We start from the raw sequence: 18,588 nt of genomic DNA, 5'->3' as shown, positions 1-18,588 counted from the left end.
CAGCCGGGGATCCATGCGCGTCAGGGTCCCCGGCTATCCTCGGTGCTCGTGGATGGCCGGGACGTCCCTGGAAGAGCGATAGCGGTCTTCAGTCCATCAGCTTCTGGGCTAGGTACACATAGTGACGGGCCCACCGGCGGGCGTTCAGCTCCGGGTCGGCGTCGTTGGCGTGGCCGCCGAAGGTGTTCTCGTAATAGAGGTAGGGATAGCCCAAGGCCTCCATCCTGGCCGCGAACTTGCGCGCATGACCCGGATGCACCCGGTCGTCGCGGGTGTTGGTGGTGATGTAGGGCTCCGGATAGGCCTGGCCCGGCTTCAGGTTCAGATAGCCGTCGTACCTGGCGATGAAGGCGTGGTCCGCCGGCTTGTCGGGGTCGCCGTACTCGCCGATCCACGAGGCCCCGGCCGAGAGCTTGTGGTAGCGCAGCATGTCCACCAGCGGGCTCTCCACCACCACGGCGTTCCACAGCTCCGGATGCTGGGTCAGCGAGACGGTGGTCAGCACGCCGCCGTTCGAGCGGCCATAGATCCCAAGCCGGCGCGGCGAGGTGATCTTGCGCGCCTCCAGGTCGCGGGCCACCGCGGCGAAGTCGTCGAAGGCCAGTTGGCGCTTCTCGCGCAGCACCGCCTGGTGCCAGGCCGGGCCAAACTCGCCGCCGCCGCGGATGTTGGCGATTACATAGGCGCCGCCCCGCTCCAGCCAGATCTTGCCCATTTCCGGGATGTAGACCGGCGGCTTGGCCAACTCGAAGCCGCCATAGCCGTACATCAGGGTCGGTAGCGAGCCGTCCAGTTTCGCCGCCTTCGGCCGCACGACGAAATAGGGAATCTTCGTCCCGTCGGACGACGTGGCCCAGTACTGGTCGACGCGGTCCCTGGAGGCGTCGAACCGGGCGGGCAGCGCCTTCAGCTTCTGCGCCTTGCCCGTGGCGCCGTCCGCCAGCCACAGGGTCGAGGGGGTCAGGAAGCCTTCCGCGCCCACGAAGATCCGGTCGTCGTCAGCGGAGGCGGAGACGATGGTCAGGGTCTCGTTCCTGGGCAGGGCCAAGCGACGCGAAGTCCACTCGCCGCCCTTCAGGTCATGGACGTCGATCGCTCCTTTCACGTCCTCCAGCAGTTCGACCACCAGCAGGCCTTTGGTGTCGGCCACATTCTGGATCGCCTGCCGCGGGCCGGGCTGGAAGACCAGGGCCGGGCCGGCCGCCAGGTTCTGCGGGTCGTAGGCGACGAGGGCGCCGGCCGCAAAGCCGTTCCACGCCTCCTGGAGAGTGAAGATGAGCCGGCCGTCCACATAGGCCTGGTACTGAGCCTTCCGGGGCAGGGCGATCGCCGTCAGCTTGCCGTCGGCATAGAGGCTGTACTCGGACTCGAAGAAGGTCACGCCGCGCCGGATCAGGACGCCCTCCGCCTTGCCGCCCTCGCCGCGCAGGACGCTGGCGTTCGCCTGCACGTCCGACGTCTCGCCGCGGAAGATCTCGCGGGCCTCGCCCGTTCGGCCGACCAGCTTGACCACATAGGCGTAGCCGGAGGAGGTCACCTCGCCGGGCGTCCATTCGCGCGAGGCGACCAGGGTGTCGCGGTCCAGCCAGTCGGCGTCCTGCTTGCCCTCGGACGAGCGGAAGCCGCCCTGAACGAAGGTCTTGGTCTTGGTGTCGAATTCACGCAGCTCGACCGCGTCGCCGCCGCCGTTGGAGAGGGCGACCAGGCACAGGGTCTCATCCGGCTTCAGGCAGGTCGCGCCCTTGTAGAACCAGTTGCGGCCCTCGTCCTTGGCCAGGTTGTCGATGTCGAGGACCACATCCCAGGCCGGCGCTTGGCTGCGATAGGACTCAAGGCTCGTATGGCGCCACAGGCCGTGGCCGTGCTCGGCGTCCTGCCAGAAATTGTCGATCCCGCCGGCCCGGAAGGCTGGCCGCGGCGTCCGGTCGGTGGCGGTGAAGATCGCTCTGCCCTCGGCGAGGAATTGGGCATAGCGGGCGTCGCCCTCCAGCCGCTGGGCGGTCCTGGCGTTCTGCGCCTCGACCCAGGCCATGGCCCTGGGGCTGTCGATGTCCTCAAGCCAGATGAAGGGATCGGTGGCCGCGGCCGAGGTCTGCGCCAGGGCCGCGGGGGCGGTGAGAAGGGCGCCCAGAAGCGCCGCCGTCGCGATTTTCATGGGCGAACGAATAGCGGCGCAGGCAGAGCCTGTCTCGCGCCCAAATCGCGCAAGGTGATCGCAGGCCAATTCTCGCCTATATAGCCGGCGTCATGAGCCGTCCGTTTCTGAAGATGAACGGGCTCGGAAACGACTTCGTCGTGGTCGAGGCCCGCACCGCCCCCTTCGCCCCGACCGCGGAGGAGGTGCGTGCTATCGCCAGCCGCGATGGCGGCATCGGCTGCGATCAGCTGGTTTCTATAGAATCGTCAGCAAAAGCTGACGCTCGCGTGCGTTTCTGGAACGCCGATGGCGAGGAGGTCGGCGCCTGTGGCAACGCCAGCCGCTGCGTCGGCTGGTTGCTGATGGAGGGCTCCGGCGCCGACCAGGCGGTCATGGAAACCCGCGGCGGCCTGCTTGTCGCCACCCGCGCCGGCGACAAAATCGTCAGCGTCGATATGGGCGAGCCCGGCCTCGATTGGCGCCAGATTCCGCTGGCCGAGGAAATGGACACCCGCGGCATAGAGTTGCAGGTCGGCCCGATCGACGATCCGATCCTTCACACGCCCGGCTGCGTCTCCATGGGCAATCCGCACGTGGTGTTCTTCGTCCCCGACATCGAGACTGCGCCGGTGGTCGAAGTCGGACCGATGATCGAGCACCATCGGCTGTTCCCCGAAGGCGTGAACGTCGGCTTTGCGCAAATCAAGGCCAGGGATCACGTCCGGCTGAAGGTCTGGGAGCGCGGCGCCGGCCTGACGCGGGCCTGCGGCACCGGAGCCTGCGCGGCCCTGGTGGCGTCGGCTCGCCGCGGACTCACCGACCGTAAGGCCCGGCTCGAACTGGATGGCGGTGAACTGACCATCGAGTGGCGTGAAAGCGACGGCCATGTGATCATGACCGGCCCCGCCCAGGTGGACTTCACGGGAACCTTGCCGTGACCAAGCCCGACGTCGACATCGTCACCTTCGGGTGCCGGCTGAACGCCTATGAAAGCGAGGTCATCCGCACTCGCGCGGCGGAGGACGGCTTGTCGAACGCCATCGTCTTCAACACCTGCGCCGTCACCAACGAGGCGGTCCGTCAGGCTCGCCAGGCGATCCGCAAGGCCCGGCGTGAGAACCCCGACGCCAAGCTGATCGTCACCGGCTGCGCGGCCCAGATCGACCCCGCCGCCTTCGCCGCCATGGCCGAGGTGGACCTGGTGCTGGGGAACGCCGAGAAGTCCCAGGCCGGGGCCTACGCCGACCGGATCCCGGAGGGCAAGGTCCGGGTCAACGACATCATGAGCGTGCGCGAAACCGCCGGTCATCTGATCGACGGCCTCAAGGACCGCGCTCGGGCCTATGTCGAGGTGCAGAACGGCTGCGACCATCGCTGCACCTTCTGCATCATCCCCTATGGCCGGGGGAACTCCCGCTCCGCTCCCGCTGGCGAAGTGGTCGAACAGGTGCGCAAGCTCGCCGCCCAGGGCTATCAGGAGGTCGTCCTCACCGGCGTCGATGTGACCAGTTGGGGCGCGGACCTGCCGGGTCAGCCGACGCTGGGCCAGCTCGTCGCTCGCATCCTGAAGCTGGTTCCCGAACTGCCGCGCCTGCGGCTTTCGTCCATCGACGCAGCCGAGATCGATCCCGACCTCATGCGGTGCCTGGCGCAGGAACCGCGGCTGATGCCCTACCTGCACCTGTCGCTGCAGGCCGGGGACGACATGATCCTCAAGCGGATGAAGCGTCGCCACCTTCGGGCCGACGCCTTGAAGCTGGTGGCCGAGGTCCGCGCCGTGCGCCCCGACATCGCCTTTGGCGCCGACCTGATCGCCGGGTTCCCGACCGAGACCGAGGAAATGTTCGCCAACACCTTGGCACTGGTCGAAGAGGCGGGGCTCGCCTTCCTGCACGTCTTCCCGTTTAGCCCGCGGCCCGGCACGCCGGCCGCGCGGATGCCGCAGCTTCCTCGCAACGTTGTCAAGGAGCGCGCCGCGCTCCTGCGGGCGGCGGGCGAGGCCGCGCTTGTCCGCCACCTGGAACGCCAGGCCGGCCGCATGCTTTCGGGCCTGGTGGAACGTCCCGGCGTCGCCCGCGCCGACGACTTCACCGAGATCGCCTTCGAGGGCGAGGCGGCTGTCGGCTCCATCGTCGCGTTGCAGGCGATCGGGCACGAGGGCGGCAAGGTCCTGGCCCGCCTGCCGGCCCTGGAGGCGGCGGAGTGAGTCTCTCGGGCGGTTGCCAGTGCGGGGCGGTCCGTTTCCGCGCCGGACGTCTCGGCCGCGCCAGCATCTGCCATTGCCGTATGTGCCAGAAGGCTTTCGGCGGCTTCTTCGGCCCCTATGTCGACGCCTTCGAGCTGGAATGGACACGCGGCGCGCCGACGTATTTCGAGAGCTCGAACAAGGCTCGTCGCGGCTTCTGCCCCGACTGCGGCACGCAGCTTTCGTTCGAAGCCGGGGGCAGTCCTCCGAACGTCGCCATCGGCGCCTTCGACCATCCGCAAGACATCGCGCCGACCATGCAGATCGGTCTGGATGCCAAGCTGCCCTATGTCGACCATTTGGCCGACCTGCCGCACCGGCCTGCGGAGGAAGCTGCGAAGCTGACCGGCTACTACGCCGCCGTCGTCAGCCGTCAGCATCCCGACCACGACACCTAGTTGGTGCGGCCCCGGCCGCGTCCGGGGAAGGCGGGCAGCATCCAGCCGCGGGCGATCGCCCCGGCCCGCACCACGAACGCGGCGGCAAAGCCGCCAAGGCCGCTCCACATGTCGCGCACGCCCAGCATGTAGAGCACTACGTAGACGCCAGCGCCGATCAGGGCGCAGGTCACGTAGATCTCGCGCCGCAGCAGGATCGAGGGCTCGCCGGCCAGCACGTCGCGGATGATCCCGCCGAAGCAGGCGGTCAGCACGCCCATCACCACGGCGGAGAACGGCATGACGCCCAACGAGATGGCCTTGGCCGCGCCCACCACGCTGTAGGCGGCCATGCCCAGGGCGTCGAGCCAGAGCAGAACCTTCATCCGTGCGTCGCCGGCGCCGAACACCCACACCGCGATCGCCGCCATGATGCAGGCGATGATGTAGTCTGGACGCTGCACCCAGAAGACCGGCGCGTCGATGAAGAGGTCGCGCATGGTGCCGCCGCCGACTCCGGTCACCGCCGCAAAGAAGCAGAAGGTGACGATGTCGTGCTTGCGCTGAGCTGCGGCCAGGGCGCCGGTCGCGCCAAAGACGGCCACGGCGGCGTAGTCCAGCCAGACGAAAGCTGTGGCGAGGGCGTCCATCCTTGTCCTCTATCGCGCAAGAACCGGACCGGCTAGAAGCTGGCTCCATGACCCAACCGAAGAAGGGCTGGTTCCAACGCCTCGCCGACGGGCTTTCGCGCTCGTCCAAGCAGATGACGGAACAGGTGGTCTCCACCTTCACCAAGCAGCCGCTGGACCAGGCCAAGCTCGACGAGCTGGAAGAGATGCTGATCGAGGCCGATCTCGGCCCGCATTCGGCTGCGCGCATCACCGAGCGCTTCGCCGCCGAGAAGTTCGGCAAGAGCGTGGACGAGCAGGAGATCAAGGAAGCTCTGGCCGAGGCCATCGGCGTCGAGCTCGAGAGCCGAGAAGGCGACTTCGCCCCGCTCTCCGGGCCGCGTCCCTATGTGGTGATGTTCATCGGCGTCAACGGCTCGGGCAAGACGACGACACTCGGTAAGATCGCCGCCGACCTAGTCGGCCGCGGGGCCAAGGTGCTGGTCGTGGCAGGCGACACCTTCCGCGCCGCCGCCGTCGAGCAGCTCAAGGTCTGGGCCGAGCGCTCGGGGGCCGACTTCATGTCGCGGCCCACTGGCTCGGACGCCGCCGGCTTGGCTTTCGACGCGGTCGAACGGGCCAAGGCCCAGGGCTACGACGTGGTCCTGATCGACACCGCGGGCCGCCTGCAGAACAAGCAGGGCCTGATGGACGAGCTCCTGAAGGTCATCCGGGTGGTCAAGAAGGTCGAGCCGGACGCCCCGCACGAGACCCTGCTGGTGCTGGACGCCACGGTGGGCCGCAATGCGCTGGCCCAGGAAAACATCTTCGGCAACCAGATCGGCGTCTCGGGCATCGTGATGACCAAGCTGGACGGCACCGCCCGGGGCGGGGTCCTGGTGCCGGTGGCCCAGGCGTCCGACTCGCCCATCAAGCTCATCGGCGTGGGCGAGGGGATCGAGGATCTCCAGCCGTTCAAGGCCCGCGCCTTCGCCCGTTCCCTCGTGGGCCTCGACGACGCATGAAACTCTCCGGCAACGGCCATAAGTGGGTGCGCGGGATCGTCGACTACGGCGGCCTGGTCGCCTTCTTCCTGTCCTTCTTCTTCTTCAAGTGGACGGGCGTCGCCCAGCAACAGGCGCTGATCCAGGCGACCTGGGTGCTGGTCCCGGCCTCGGCCCTGGCGCTGGTCATCGGTTTCGTCTTCGAGCGCCGCATCGCGCCGTTCCCGCTGATCGCCGGCCTTGCCGCCCTGATCTTCGGTGGCCTGACGCTGATCTTCCACGACGTCCGCTTCGTCAAAATGAAGCCGACCGTCATGAACGCCTTCTTCGGGTTCGGCCTGCTTATCGGATTGGCCCTGCGCAAGAACCCCCTGAAGCTGCTGATGGGCGAGGCTATCCGCATGCCGGACGAGGGTTGGCGCAAGCTGACCATCAACTACGCGATCTTTTTCCTCGCCCTCGCGGCGCTCAACGAGTTCGTTTGGCGGACCCAACCCGATGACGTCTGGGTGGTGTTTCGCTTCCCCGGCCTTCTCATCATCACCGTGGTCTTCTCCTTCGCCCAGGTGCCGCTGATGATGAAGTACGCCAAGAGTGACGAGCCGCCTCCGCCCCACGTGGAGTAGTCGACCGGGCTTGCGACGCAGGCTGACCATCTGTCTTCAAACCGACACCATCCCGCGGTAGCAATATCCGCGACGACAAGCGGGGTGACGGGTGATGGCCAAGTCGAAGTCTCCGGAGAAGTCGAAGAAGGGGCTTCCCGCCCTCGACAAGTCGCCTAGCCACCTGTTGCACCGCGCTCTTCAGCTAGCTCTCGATCTCTATGCCGAAGAAATGGGAGACGCCCGCGTCACTCAGCGTCAGTACGCGGTGCTGGCGGCGGTGGAGGCTCATGAGGGCCTGACCCAGACGGACCTGGTCCGCATTACCGGCATCGACCGTTCCACCCTGGCCGACATGGCCGCGCGGATGATCGCCAAGGGCCTGCTGGAGCGCCAGCGCTCGGCTTCGGACGCTCGCGCGAACGCCGTTTCCCTGACCCTGGCCGGCCGCGACGCGCTGGCCGTGGTGAAGCCCAGGATGGTCGCCGCCGACGCCCGGCTGCTGCGCCTGCTTTCGGCGTCCAAGCGCGAAGCCCTCACCGGCGCCCTGCGTGAGCTGATCCGCGCTGGCGACGAGGCCGCCGCCAAGCCGGTTTCGCTTCCGGTAGAGAAGACGCCCAAGGTCGAAAGGGCTCAGAAGCCCAAGAAGGCCAAGGCCGACAAGCCGAAGAAGAAAAAGCTGAAGAAAGCCGCCTAGACGCTGAAGAAAGCCGCCTAGACCCAGATATCCAGCAGTGAGCCCGGCCGCAGGATCTTCGCAGGCGGCTCTGCCGGCAGGTCCACCGGAATGCGCGGCGTGGCCGGCGCTGGTCCTGGCATGTCCGCCGTCGCCGCCGGCGCACCCATCGCCGCCGCGAAGAAGGCGCGCTGGCCTCCCGCATTGCGGTTTGGCTGAGCCTGGCCGGCCTGTTGGCTGGTCGGGAAGATCGGCGTGCGGGCGATGCTCACGGCGGCGCTTTATGGTTAACAGAACCTTGGGCGACCCTCCGTTGCATCGCTCAAGGAAAGGTTAACGCGCCTTGGCGAGCAGATCCCTGGCCTGTTCGAGCGTAAGCGGCCCGGTGTGCTTGGCGAGGATCTGGCCGCCCTCACCCACCAGATAGGTTTCGGGCACCCCGGTCACGCCAAGCTCGATGCCCGCCCGACCGTCGCGGTCCACCAGGCGCTCGGCATAGGGATCGCCCAGCCGGCCGAGGAACGCTTTGGTGTTCTCTGGCGCATCTTTGTAGACGACGCCGACCACCCGCACGCCCTGTTTCTTGAGCTCGACCAGCACTGGGTGCTCGATCTCGCAGGGGGCGCACCAGGAAGCGAAAATGTTGACCAGCACTGGCGCCGGCTGAGCGACCTGGCGCAGGGCCTGCGGTCTGCCGGTGTCCAGAGCAGGCAGCACCAGATCGGGCAGAGGCTTGCCGACCAGGGCGTCGGGCTGCACCTGCGGGTCGCGCTTCAAGGCGTAGAGGCCGAACAGCAGGCCAAGCGCCAGCAGCACGACCAGCGGCAGGAACGCGAGCAGACGGTTCACGGCCGGATCTTCTCCGCCCGCTTCCGCCAGTGGCGCGACTTGTTCAGCGTAAAGACGATCATGGCGAGGAAGCAGAACGCGGTGATCGCGTAGGCGGGCCAGACGAAGGCCGCGTACTTGCCGGCGTCGAGATCGAGCATCCTAACCTCTCGCGGCTCGCAGGGCCGCAGCTTCCGCTCGGCGCCGCCAGACCTGGGCGCGGATGCCCACCAGCCACAGCGATCCGAACGCCGACATGAAGGATAGGCCCATCAGCAGCAGCGGCCAGAGGAAGTCGTTGGTCATCGCCGGCCCTTCCGCCCGGAAGACCGAGGCGCCCTGGTGCAGGGTGTTCCACCAGTCCACGGAGAACTTCACCACCGGCAGGTTCACCGCCCCGACCAGGGCAAGGATGGCCCCGGCCCGCGCGGCCTTGGTCTCATCGTCGAGCGATGCGCGCAGGGCGATGTACGCCACATAGACCAGGAAAAGGACGAACACCGAGGTGAGGCGCGCGTCCCACACCCACCAGGCGCCCCACATCGGTCGGCCCCAGAGCGCGCCCGTCACCAGGGCGATAAAGGTGAAGGCCGCGCCCAGCGGCGCCGCGGCCTGCGCGGCGGCGTCGGCCAAGGCGTGCCGGAAGACCAGGGCCAGGAAGCTCGCCACCGCCAGGCAGATATAGACGAACATGCTCAGCCAGGCGGCCGGCACATGGATGAACATGATGCGGACGGTGTCGCCCTGCTGGTAGTCCTCAGGCGCGGCGAAGCCCAGCCAAAGCCCCGCCACGGCCAGCACCACGGCGATGACGCCGAACATAGGTGCGGCCCAGCGGGAGAAGGCCATGAACCGCTCGGGGTTCGACAGAAATGCCAGGGCCTGGATCATGCGCGCGGATTAGCCCCGGCTGCGGCTCCCTGCAAGCGGCGTGACTGCGAAGCTTCGCCACGAACGAGGCGCCAGCGACGGGAGGCGAGATCGACCTCGCCTCCGGCCTTGGCTTTCAGGACGGGCGCCTTGAACAGCATGCCCGTCCTTTAGCACGCGAAGCCTAGCGGCGCGGACCGTGTCCGCCGTGTCCGTCGCGCATGCCGTGCTTGCCGCCGCGCTGCTGCAGCGTATCGAACGCCTTCTGCTGCGTGGGGCTGAGCTGGGCGTAGAAGCGCTTGGTGGCCGCCACGCGCTCGTCGAAGGCGGCGAGGCGCTTGGTCATCATGGCGCGCTGAGCGTCCAGCCGCTCGGGCGTAGTCATCTCGGCGAACTTCTTGCGTGCGCCGGGGGCGGGCATCATCGGCTTGGACTGAGCGGCGCCCACATAGGCCTTCAGCGCGGCTTCCTGTTCAGGGCGAAGCTGCAGGGCCGCGCGCAGATGGTCGGCGCGGCGTGCAGCCATGGCGGCAGGATCGGGGCGACGCCATTCGCCGTGGCCGCGCCTGGCTTCCGCGCCGGCCTGGGCCGGGGCCCCTTGCGGCTGCTGGGCCGCGGCGGCGCTGGCCATGGTCCCGGCGATGAGAACGCCGCCAAGGGCCAGGGGCGCGAGTTTGTTCAGTTTCATGGGAAATGGCTCCGTTGATCCGTCCCTCGCAGGCTTCAACGGCGCGCACCTTGGGTTCCGTCGCGGATCGGTTGAATTTTTTGGAGCTTGGCTCTTTGGGCCTCAGCTCAGGGCGTTACGGCAGGCCGCCGCCATGGCGATCGGGCCCAGCGCCACGGCGCCGGCGGCATACGCCGCCATCAGGGCGAAGCCGGCCTTCCACGGCAGGCCGCTGGCGAAAGCGTCCAGCGCACCGCCGCCGAAAATCACCGGCGGGACGAAGAGCGGCAGCACGATGACGGCGGTCAGCAGTCCGCCTCGCCGCGCGCCCAGGCTCAGGGCTGCGCCGATTCCTCCCACGAAGGCGAAGGCCAAGCCACCCATCAGCGCACAGGCGAAGATCAAGGGCGTCATGGAGGGCTTGGCGCCTAGGGCGATCGCCGCCACCGGCGCGGCCAGGGCCAGGGGCGCGGCGGTCGCCAGCCATTGGCCCAGGCACTTCACCGCGCAGGCGATCTCCAGCGGCGTGGAGGCGAGGGTCAGCAGGTCCAGCGCTCCGTCCTCGAAGTCTCTCTCGAATAGCCGGTCGAGGGAGAGGAGGGCGGCGAGGGCCAGGGCGACCCAGGCTGCGCCGGGCGCCACGGCCGCCAGCCGCGCGGGCTCGGGGCCCGTCGCCAGCGGCAGCAGGGTCGCGACCCCGGCATAGAAGCCGAGCGAGACCATGGGCCCCCCGCCGCGTCCCCAGGCGAGCGCGGTCTCCCGCGAGAGCAGGGCGATGACGCGGTTCATGCGCTCTCCACGGGAGCTGCGATTTCGACGGACCGGGCGGTGATCGGAAGCGGATCATGGACTGCTGCGACGATCAGTCCGCCGCGGGCCAGATGCTGGGCCATCAACTCCCCGAAGCGTACGCGCCAGTCGGCGTCGAGGGGGCTCAAGGGTTCGTCCAGCAGCCACAGACGGCGCGGCGCAGCCAGCAGGCGGGCCAGCGAAAGCCGCCGCCGCTGGCCTGCCGACAGGCGGCGAACCTCGAGATCGAGCAAGCGGGTCAGGTCAAGGGTCGCAGCGGCTTCACGGGCCGCCTCGTACGAGGCGCCGTTCCAGCGGGTCCAGAAGGAAAGCTCCTCCCAGGCCGTGCGCGCCGGCTTCTGCCCGTCCTGGTGTCCGGCGAAATGGATGTGGCTGGCCCGGGCCTCCTCGGGATCCATCCCCCCGAAGCCGATCTGGCCGGTCTCGGCGGGCACGAGTCCCGCTATGGCCCGCAGCAGGCTGGTCTTGCCCGCGCCGTTGCGGCCGACCAATGCAGCCGCCTCGCCGGGTTCCAGGCGCAGTTCCAGCCCCGCGAAGAGCAACCGCCCGCCCCGCCGCAGGGCCAGGTTTTCTATGGTCAAAGCTTGGATCATACGCCCGCTCCTTGCGGGTGATTCTCAACTAGCGGAGAAAGAACCTCGCGCGCATGGACGGCCCGGTTCGTAGGGGCTATGACGCGCGCGGCCGTCGCCACCTTGGGGGGCGTACGCGGCGCAGGGGCGTACGCTGTGTGTCCGCCTCGAAAAGCGCGCGATCCCCGATGTGGTCCAAGAGCGGCCGAGAACAGAGGAAGGATCCCTGAACATGGCGTCTAACGACAGCCTGAAAACCCGCCGCGAACTTGCCGTCGGCGACAAGACCTACGTCTACTACAGCCTTCGCGCCGCAGAGGAAGCCGGTCTTTCGAACGTTTCGCGTTTGCCGGTCTCGATGAAGGTCCTGCTGGAGAACCTCCTCCGCAACGAAGACGGCGACACCGTCGCTCCCGACGACCTGAAGGCTCTGGCCGCCTGGCTCGACAACAAGGGCTCCGTCGAACACGAAATCAGCTTCCGTCCGGCCCGCGTCCTGATGCAGGACTTCACGGGCGTTCCGGCCGTCGTGGACTTGGCCGCCATGCGCGACGCCATGACCACCCTCGGCGCCGATCCTGAGAAGATCAACCCGCTGAACCCCGTCGACCTGGTCATCGACCACTCGGTCATGGTCGACCATTTCGGCACCGCCAAGGCCTTCGGCGAGAACGTCGAGCGCGAATACGAGCGCAACATCGAGCGCTACCGCTTCCTGCGCTGGGGCTCCTCGGCCTTCAATAACTTCCGCGTCGTGCCCCCCGGCACCGGCATCTGCCACCAGGTGAACCTGGAATACCTCGCTCAGACCGTGTGGCTGAACGAAGATGGCGGCGAGACTGTCGCCTATCCGGACACCGTGGTCGGCACCGACAGCCACACCACCATGATCAACGGCCTGGCCGTCCTGGGCTGGGGCGTCGGCGGCATCGAGGCCGAGGCGGCCATGCTGGGCCAGCCGATCCCGATGCTGATCCCCGAGGTCATCGGCTTCAAGCTGACCGGCTCGCTGCCGGACGGCGCCACCGCCACCGATCTCGTGCTGACCGTCACCCAGATGCTCCGCAAGAAGGGCGTGGTCGGCAAGTTCGTCGAATTCTTCGGCCCGGGCCTCGCCGGCCTGACCCTGGAAGACCAGGCGACCATCGCCAACATGGCTCCGGAATACGGCGCGACCTGCGGCTTCTTCCCGGTCACCAAGGCGACCATCGACTACCTGCGCGCCACCGGCCGCGACCCGCAACGCGCTGACCTGGTCGAAGCCTACGCCAAGGCGCAAGGCATGTGGGTCGAGGCGGGCGACGCCGACCCGGTGTTCACCGACACCCTCGAGCTCGACCTGGGCGCGGTCCTGCCCTCGCTGGCCGGCCCGAAGCGCCCGCAGGACCGCGTCCTGCTGTCCGACGCCGCCTCCGAGTTCAAGGCCGCCCTGGCCAAGGACTTCGGCAAGACCGGCGAAGAGCCCCGCGTGCCGGTGGCCGGCGAGAAGTTCGACGTCGGCAATGGCGACGTGGTGATCGCCGCGATCACCTCCTGCACCAACACCTCGAACCCCTCGGTCCTGATCGCCGCCGGCCTGGTGGCCAAGAAGGCCGTCGAAAAGGGCTTGAAGGTGAAGCCGTGGGTGAAGACCTCCCTGGCTCCCGGCTCGCAGGTCGTCACCGACTACCTGAAGGCCGCCGGCCTGACCAAGTCGCTCGACGCCCTGGGCTTCAACCTGGTCGGCTACGGCTGCACCACCTGCATCGGCAACTCCGGCCCGCTGCCGGAAGCCATCTCCGAGGCGGTCAACGCCAACGATCTGGTCGCCTGCTCGGTGCTCTCGGGCAACCGTAACTTCGAAGGCCGCGTGAACCAGGACGTCCGTGCCAACTACCTGGCCTCGCCGCCGCTGGTGGTCGCCTACGCCCTGGCCGGTTCGATGAACATCGACCTGGCGACCGAGTCCCTGGGCGAGGGCAAGGACGGCCAGCCGGTGTACCTGAAGGACATCTGGCCGACCTCGGAAGAGATCGCCGCCCTGCAGCGCAAGCACGTCACCCAGAAGATGTTCGCGACCCGCTACGCCGACGTCTTCAAGGGCGACAAGAACTGGCAAGGCATCAAGGTGTCCGGCGGCCAGACCTACGCCTGGGACATGGGTTCGACCTACGTGCAGAACCCGCCGTACTTCCAGGACATGAAGATGGAGCCGTCGCCGGTCACCGACGTGGTCGAGGCCCGCATCCTCGGCGTCTTCGGCGACTCGATCACCACCGACCACATCAGCCCGGCCGGTTCGATCAAGGCGACCTCGCCGGCCGGCGTCTATCTGCGTGAGCGCCAAGTGCCCGCCACGGAGTTCAACTCCTACGGCGCCCGCCGCGGCAACCACGAGATCATGATGCGCGGCACCTTCGCCAACATCCGGATCCGCAACAAGATCACTCCGGAAATCGAAGGCGGCGTGACCAAGCACTTCCCGTCGGGCGACGTCATGTCGATCTACGACGCGGCCATGCGCTACCAGTCCGAAGGCCGTCCGGCCGTCGTCTTCGCCGGCAAGGAATACGGCACCGGTTCGTCGCGTGACTGGGCCGCCAAGGGCACCAAGCTGCTGGGCGTTCGTGCGGTCATCGCCGAGAGCTTCGAGCGTATCCACCGCTCGAACCTGGTCGGCATGGGCGTGCTGCCCCTGCAGTTCACCCAGGACGGCTGGCAGAAGCTGGGCCTGACCGGCGAGGAGATCGTCACGATCCGTGGCCTCACCGAACTGGCGCCGCGCAAGCAACTGACTATCGAGATGTACCGTCCGTCGGACGGCCGCATCGCGCGCTTCCCGGTCCGCTGCCGCATCGACACCCCGACCGAGCTTGAATACTTCAAGAACGGCGGCGTGCTGAACTACGTGCTGCGCAACCTGGCCCGCTCCGCCTAAAGAAGACGTGGTTTGCCTCTCCCGCGGAGAGGGGTAGATCATCGCATTGAAGGGGGCCTGCACTCCGTGCGGGCCCCCTATTTCGTTGTCGAACTCGGTCACGCCTTGTTGAGATCAAAACCCCAGGGAAGTCCGCTTAATAGCGCCACGATGCGTAAGGCTGCGCTTTTCTGCCTGATCCTGTGGGCCGCGCCCCTCGCCGCGGCCGCCAAGCCGCCCGTGGTGGTGGAGCTGTTCACGGCCCAGGGCTGCGCTTCCTGCGGCGAGGCCAACGCCCACCTGAACAAGCTGGCCAAGCGCGAGGACCTGCTCGCCCTGACCTTCGCGGTCGACTACTGGGACTATCTCGGCTGGCCCGACACCTTCGCCCGGCCCGAATTCACCACCCGTCAGAAGGCCTATGTCGAACGGCTGAATCTGCGCGAGCCCTATACGCCACAGGTGGTGGTCGACGGCCGCGCCCAGGCCGGCGGGCTGCAGACCGAGAAGGTGGAGCAACTCATCGCCCTGGCCCAGAAGGCGCCGCGCAATCCGCCGGACATGGCGTTCGTCGGCGAACGCCGGGTGGATGTCGGTTCGGGCCGGGTCCCGCGCGGCGGGGCGGAGGTCTGGTTGGTGCGCTTCGACCCGCGCGAACACGACGTTGTGGTCAAGAAGGGCGACAACCGCGGCCAGACGGTCGCGCATCGCAATGTCGTGCGTGAGCTCAAGCGCCTCGGCGCCTGGCGCGGACGGCCTACCGCCTACCGCCTGCCGACGGCCGGGGAGGACGGCCTTGTCACCGTAGTCCTGGTGCAGGGCGCGGGCGGCGGCCGTATCCTGGCGGTGAAGGTCAAGGAGTAGCCGACTCGGCGCCTAATGCGTTGAAGGCCTTATATATCTGGGCCGCTTCGACCGGCGGCATGTCCAGTATGATATCGAACATCGCGATGGTGAATTCGCAGAACGCAGTCTGGCTGACCGGGTCGTTCGCGTTCTTCGGATCGCCGCCTATACGCAGAAAGGCGGCTCTCAACTGGTCATCCGGCAGCCGGTCGTAGGCCTTTATGCCAAGCTTCTCGGCCGCGCTGTCGTCAAGCGCCTTCACCGGTGTTTGCTCAGGGGCGACCGCGGTCTGTTCCAGGAGCTGGGCCATGATCGCCTGCTCCTTCTTCAACAGAGCCTCGGGAAGCGCGTCGGTCATCGCGATGTCGTGGGGGCGAAGCCCGAGCAACACCAGGCAGGTGGCCGGGTCCTTCGCGAGGACCGCCCTGGCTTCGTCGCGGGTGATCTCCGCCATGCGCAGGGTGTTTTCGACGTTCGCCTTGGGGGCCTGTTCGGCGAGGAGAGCGACGATCCTTGCATGCCCATCCGCGACGAGATCTCGGTGGCGACGCCCCCTGTTCGTTCCATCGACCATCAGATTCAGGATCGCCGCATATGTCTCGGGATAGCGCCGCTCGATCGTTTGATAGAGCGGAAAGGTGCGGAATTCCTGGGCGATGGCGTCTCGCGATGCCGGGCCTTCTGCGGCCGCAGGACTCCCGACGGCCATCGCGAGCAGAATCGCCCAGGTGAGGGGCCGCAAGATAAGGTTGTGTCGCATTGGATCTCCCGCGCCATCTACGGGCGGTGACCTGCAATCTTCAAGCCAAGGTGGTGGCTCGCGCGGCGGCGGCTCTGGCGCAGGTTCCAAATACGACGAAGCCCGCACGGGAGGGGGGATCCGTACGGGCTCGCAGTGGGGGCTTAAGCGCCGGTTGGCCGAAGCCCACGATCCAGGGGGGCTGGGGGGGCTGTTCAGGATCCGGGACCAGCAGGTTCCGACCAACCGACAGTGAGACTATGGATAGTGGATCAGGCGCGTCGGAGACCGAAATAAGGTCATTCCATGGCGCCGGGTTACGGTTTCTTTAGATTCGAGATCGGCGTGGCGGCTGCGCAACGCCGGGCGAACTGAGAGTTTGTCGTGCGCCTGGATTTGAGGCAGGCTTGGTCCTCGATGGCGCTTGAACCACAACAGCAGCCTGCCCGGACCGCTCAGGTCTTCTTTGAGCGCCGAGAACTCAATCGGCTGCTGGCCCTCTATGGGCGGATGGTCGCCGCCGGCGAATGGCGCGATTACGGCATCGGCGCCCTCAGCGACGCCTGTGTCTTTTCGGTCTTCCGGCGCGCCTCGGAGGCCCCGCTCTATCGCATCGAGAAACGTCCCGCCCTGGCGCGCCGCCAAGGCGCCTGGGCGGTGATCGGCCAGGGCGGCATGATCCTGCGCCGCGGTCATGAACTGGAGCAGGTGCTCCGCTTCTTCGACAAGGGTCGCTTCAAGGTCGTGGATTAGGGCTCTCTTCCGGCCAGGAGAGGGCGTCCGCCCAAGGAAAAACCCCGGCGGGGGTCCGCCGGGGTTCCGAAACTCTCGTTCCGTCTCAGGGCTTAGCGGCGGTCGCCGAAGATGCTGAGCAGGAATTGGAAGAGGTTGATGAAGTTGATGTACAGGCTGAGCGCGCCGTAGTTCGTGGCCACCGCCATCGAGCTCTCGTCGCCGCCCAGTTCGTAGTAGCTCATCTTCAGGCGCTGGGTGTCGTAGGCGATCAGTCCCGCGAAGATGAACACGCCCAGGACGCTGATGATGAAGCCCATCGCGCCGTTGTGCAGGAACATGTTCACGACGCTGGCGATGATCAGGCCGAACAGGCCGATGATCAGGAAGCTGCCGAAACCGGTCAGGTCCTTCTTGGTCGTGTAGCCGAACAGCGAGAGGCCGCCGAACGCCGCTGCCGTGATCAGGAAGGTCGAGAAGATCGAGGCGCCCGTATAAACGAAGGTCAGGACGCCTAGACCGGCGCCGATCAGGCTGACGATGGTCCAGTAGAGAATGCCAGCCGAACGGGGCGTCGGGTTACGAAGCGCGAAGGCGCCGAACAGCATGACGGCCAGCGGCGCGAACGCCACGATCATGCCCAGCGGCGTATAGCCGACGCGGCCGTTAGCGGCGACCGAGAACATCAGGTCGCGGACCGGTGGGAAGCTGCCGGTCAGGAACGCCAAGGCGGCGGAAAGGAGGAGGCCCAGCGCCACCTTGTTGTAGACGCCAAGCATGAAGCTGCGCAGACCCGCGTCCACCGACATGTCGGCGCGATCTGCGGGGACCGTGCGCGCGTAGCCGCGGTTATAGTCGCTCATCAGAGACAAGGCCCTTTTAGAAGCGCCCCTAGCGGGCGCGCCTCCAAATATCGTGATCTGCGGCCAAACGTGCAAGGTTGCGTCGATTACGATTACGTCAGCACCTCAGGTAGTCTTCATGATCCGACTCTTCGCCGCAGTTGCTATTCCCGAAGACATCTCCGCCGAGTTGACGCCTAGGCAGGATCATCTTCCCGGCGCGCGCTGGCGCCCGCCGGAGGCCTTTCACATCACCTTGCGCTTCGCCGGCGATGTGCCTGAGAACGTCGCTTCGGACTTCGATGCGGAACTGACCACCATCGGTGGCGGCCCGCTGGAACTGTCGCTGACTGGGGTCGGAGCGTTCGGCGAAGGCGCCGACATCAACGCGGTCTGGGCCGGGGTGGAAGAGAACGAGGGCCTGCGCCATCTGGCCCGCGCCTGTGAGGTCGCCGCCCGGCGCGCCGGCCTCAAGCCGGACAGCCGCGCCTACAAGCCCCACGTGACCCTGGCCTATCTGCGGCGGCCGAATCCGGCCGAGGTCGCCCGCTGGATCCAGGACAACAACCTCCTGCGCACGCCGCCCTTCCGCGTGACCAGCTTCGGCCTCTATTCGAGCTGGCAGTCCGACCAGGGCTCCTGGTACCGCCTGGAACGCGAGTATCCGCTATTCTGAAGCAGCCGAGGCTGCGGCCTCACGCCTGGACGGCGTGGTCCTTCAGCACGCCCAGCGGCACGATCGCCAGAGTCTCCTCGTGCGTCGCCTCCAGCACCACCTGGGGCGCGGCGCCGGCGTCCAGGGCCTCCTTCCAGCGTGGGGCGCACAAGCACCAGCGGTCGCCGGGCTTCAGGCCTGCGAACCCGTATTCCGGCACAGGCGTCGAAAGGTCGTTGCCCATCATCTTCGAGAAGGTGAGGAAGTCCTCGGTCATCACCGCACAGACAGTGTGCAGACCCAGGTCGTGCGGGCCGGTTTCGCAGCAGCCGTTTCGGAAGAACCCGGTCACCGGGTCCAGCGAGCAGGGCGTGAGCTCGCCCCCCAACACGTTTCTGGCGCCGGCGTCATAGCGGGTGGTCATGACACCATCCTAACCCTTATGACTGGCTCTTCGCCATCCTGACGGAGCTCACCTG

The 18,588-nt window shown here is 67.3% G+C and carries 22 protein-coding genes; 10 read left to right on the top strand and 12 right to left on the bottom strand.

Annotated features, from left to right (window positions below):
* Positions 1-88: 88 nt before the first annotated feature.
* Positions 89-2,155 (bottom strand): prolyl oligopeptidase family serine peptidase, encoded by a 2,067-nt coding sequence (locus ABID41_RS07575; protein ID WP_331928989.1) that lies wholly within the window; start codon positions 2,153-2,155, stop codon positions 89-91.
* Between the two features lie 92 nt (positions 2,156-2,247).
* On the opposite strand from ABID41_RS07575, the gene dapF reads away from it, so the two are divergent.
* From dapF to ABID41_RS07560, 3 genes are read left to right on the top strand one after another with little or no spacing between them, the layout of a single operon-like run.
* Positions 2,248-3,075 carry a diaminopimelate epimerase gene (gene dapF / locus ABID41_RS07570; RefSeq protein WP_331928988.1) on the top strand — a complete coding sequence of 276 codons (828 nt, stop codon included), beginning with the start codon at positions 2,248-2,250 and terminating at the stop codon, positions 3,073-3,075.
* Positions 3,072-4,343 (top strand): tRNA (N(6)-L-threonylcarbamoyladenosine(37)-C(2))-methylthiotransferase MtaB, encoded by a 1,272-nt coding sequence (mtaB, locus tag ABID41_RS07565; protein ID WP_331928986.1) that lies wholly within the window; start codon positions 3,072-3,074, stop codon positions 4,341-4,343. The genes dapF and mtaB overlap by 4 nt, the downstream gene beginning before the upstream one ends.
* Entirely contained in the window at positions 4,340-4,780 is a 441-nt protein-coding gene (locus ABID41_RS07560) for a GFA family protein (RefSeq protein ID WP_331928984.1), read from the top strand. The genes mtaB and ABID41_RS07560 overlap by 4 nt, the downstream gene beginning before the upstream one ends.
* Here ABID41_RS07560 and ABID41_RS07555 read toward each other — a convergent pair.
* The gene (locus ABID41_RS07555) at positions 4,777-5,409 is read right to left on the bottom strand and encodes a trimeric intracellular cation channel family protein (RefSeq protein WP_331928983.1); all 633 of its coding nucleotides are present in this window, start codon (positions 5,407-5,409) and stop codon (positions 4,777-4,779) included. The two genes, ABID41_RS07560 and ABID41_RS07555, sit on opposite strands and share 4 nt — an antisense overlap.
* Positions 5,410-5,456: 47 nt before the next feature.
* Here ABID41_RS07555 and ftsY point away from each other — a divergent pair, with 47 nt between their 5' ends.
* The 3 genes from ftsY to ABID41_RS07540 all read left to right on the top strand — a co-directional run bounded on the left by ftsY (position 5,457) and on the right by ABID41_RS07540 (position 7,673).
* Positions 5,457-6,392 (top strand): signal recognition particle-docking protein FtsY, encoded by a 936-nt coding sequence (gene ftsY, locus ABID41_RS07550; RefSeq protein ID WP_331928981.1) that lies wholly within the window; start codon positions 5,457-5,459, stop codon positions 6,390-6,392.
* Entirely contained in the window at positions 6,389-6,997 is a 609-nt protein-coding gene (locus tag ABID41_RS07545; protein WP_331928979.1) for an inner membrane-spanning protein YciB, read from the top strand. Before ftsY ends, ABID41_RS07545 begins: the two co-directional genes overlap by 4 nt.
* Before the next feature lie 94 nt (positions 6,998-7,091).
* Positions 7,092-7,673 carry a MarR family winged helix-turn-helix transcriptional regulator gene (locus tag ABID41_RS07540; protein ID WP_331928977.1) on the top strand — a complete coding sequence of 194 codons (582 nt, stop codon included), beginning with the start codon at positions 7,092-7,094 and terminating at the stop codon, positions 7,671-7,673.
* 17 nt (positions 7,674-7,690) lie between these two features.
* Here ABID41_RS07540 and ABID41_RS07535 read toward each other — a convergent pair whose 3' ends face one another.
* From ABID41_RS07535 to ccmA, 7 genes are all read right to left on the bottom strand, one after another.
* Entirely contained in the window at positions 7,691-7,924 is a 234-nt protein-coding gene (locus ABID41_RS07535; RefSeq protein ID WP_331928976.1) for a hypothetical protein, read from the bottom strand.
* 61 nt (positions 7,925-7,985) lie between these two features.
* Positions 7,986-8,501 (bottom strand): DsbE family thiol:disulfide interchange protein, encoded by a 516-nt coding sequence (locus ABID41_RS07530; RefSeq protein WP_331928974.1) that lies wholly within the window; start codon positions 8,499-8,501, stop codon positions 7,986-7,988.
* Positions 8,498-8,641 carry a heme exporter protein CcmD gene (gene ccmD, locus ABID41_RS07525; protein WP_331928973.1) on the bottom strand — a complete coding sequence of 48 codons (144 nt, stop codon included), beginning with the start codon at positions 8,639-8,641 and terminating at the stop codon, positions 8,498-8,500. The genes ABID41_RS07530 and ccmD overlap by 4 nt, the downstream gene beginning before the upstream one ends.
* Before the next feature lies 1 nt (position 8,642).
* Positions 8,643-9,371 (bottom strand): heme ABC transporter permease CcmC, encoded by a 729-nt coding sequence (gene ccmC, locus ABID41_RS07520; protein ID WP_331928971.1) that lies wholly within the window; start codon positions 9,369-9,371, stop codon positions 8,643-8,645.
* 163 nt (positions 9,372-9,534) lie between these two features.
* Positions 9,535-10,038 (bottom strand): Spy/CpxP family protein refolding chaperone, encoded by a 504-nt coding sequence (locus ABID41_RS07515; protein ID WP_354297372.1) that lies wholly within the window; start codon positions 10,036-10,038, stop codon positions 9,535-9,537.
* A gap of 102 nt (positions 10,039-10,140) precedes the next feature.
* Entirely contained in the window at positions 10,141-10,806 is a 666-nt protein-coding gene (ccmB, locus tag ABID41_RS07510; RefSeq protein WP_354297371.1) for a heme exporter protein CcmB, read from the bottom strand.
* On the bottom strand, positions 10,803-11,420 hold the full coding sequence (ccmA, locus tag ABID41_RS07505; protein WP_331930154.1) for a heme ABC exporter ATP-binding protein CcmA: 618 nt from the start codon (positions 11,418-11,420) through the stop codon (positions 10,803-10,805). Before ccmA ends, ccmB begins: the two co-directional genes overlap by 4 nt.
* 211 nt (positions 11,421-11,631) lie before the next feature.
* Here ccmA and acnA point away from each other — a divergent pair, with 211 nt between their 5' ends.
* Both acnA and ABID41_RS07495 read left to right on the top strand, forming a co-directional pair.
* Positions 11,632-14,316, top strand: a complete 2,685-nt coding sequence (acnA, locus tag ABID41_RS07500; protein ID WP_331930152.1) for an aconitate hydratase AcnA — start codon at positions 11,632-11,634, stop codon at positions 14,314-14,316.
* Between the two features lie 150 nt (positions 14,317-14,466).
* Positions 14,467-15,159, top strand: coding sequence for a DUF1223 domain-containing protein (locus tag ABID41_RS07495; RefSeq protein ID WP_331930150.1), 693 nt, complete (start codon positions 14,467-14,469; stop codon positions 15,157-15,159).
* Here ABID41_RS07495 and ABID41_RS07490 read toward each other — a convergent pair.
* Entirely contained in the window at positions 15,149-15,901 is a 753-nt protein-coding gene (locus ABID41_RS07490; RefSeq protein ID WP_331930148.1) for a hypothetical protein, read from the bottom strand. The two genes, ABID41_RS07495 and ABID41_RS07490, sit on opposite strands and share 11 nt — an antisense overlap.
* Positions 15,902-16,297: 396 nt before the next feature.
* Here ABID41_RS07490 and ABID41_RS07485 point away from each other — a divergent pair, with 396 nt between their 5' ends.
* A complete protein-coding gene (locus ABID41_RS07485) occupies positions 16,298-16,633 on the top strand; it encodes a DUF2794 domain-containing protein (protein WP_331930146.1) in 336 nt (111 codons plus the stop codon).
* Between the two features lie 92 nt (positions 16,634-16,725).
* On the opposite strand, the gene ABID41_RS07480 is transcribed toward ABID41_RS07485, so the two are convergent.
* The gene (locus ABID41_RS07480) at positions 16,726-17,475 is read right to left on the bottom strand and encodes a Bax inhibitor-1/YccA family protein (RefSeq protein WP_331930144.1); all 750 of its coding nucleotides are present in this window, start codon (positions 17,473-17,475) and stop codon (positions 16,726-16,728) included.
* A gap of 118 nt (positions 17,476-17,593) precedes the next feature.
* On the opposite strand from ABID41_RS07480, the gene thpR reads away from it, so the two are divergent.
* Positions 17,594-18,130, top strand: coding sequence for an RNA 2',3'-cyclic phosphodiesterase (thpR, locus tag ABID41_RS07475; protein ID WP_331930142.1), 537 nt, complete (start codon positions 17,594-17,596; stop codon positions 18,128-18,130).
* 19 nt (positions 18,131-18,149) lie between these two features.
* On the opposite strand, the gene ABID41_RS07470 is transcribed toward thpR, so the two are convergent.
* Entirely contained in the window at positions 18,150-18,533 is a 384-nt protein-coding gene (locus tag ABID41_RS07470; protein ID WP_331930140.1) for a DUF2237 family protein, read from the bottom strand.
* Positions 18,534-18,588: the final 55 nt, after the last annotated feature.

Origin of the sequence: Phenylobacterium koreense, from assembly GCF_040545335.1 — a bacterium.
Taxonomy (GTDB): Bacteria; Pseudomonadota; Alphaproteobacteria; order Caulobacterales; family Caulobacteraceae; genus Phenylobacterium; species Phenylobacterium koreense.
Note: the sequence above shows the minus strand (reverse complement) of the source record. Positions and strands in the feature narration are given on the sequence as shown.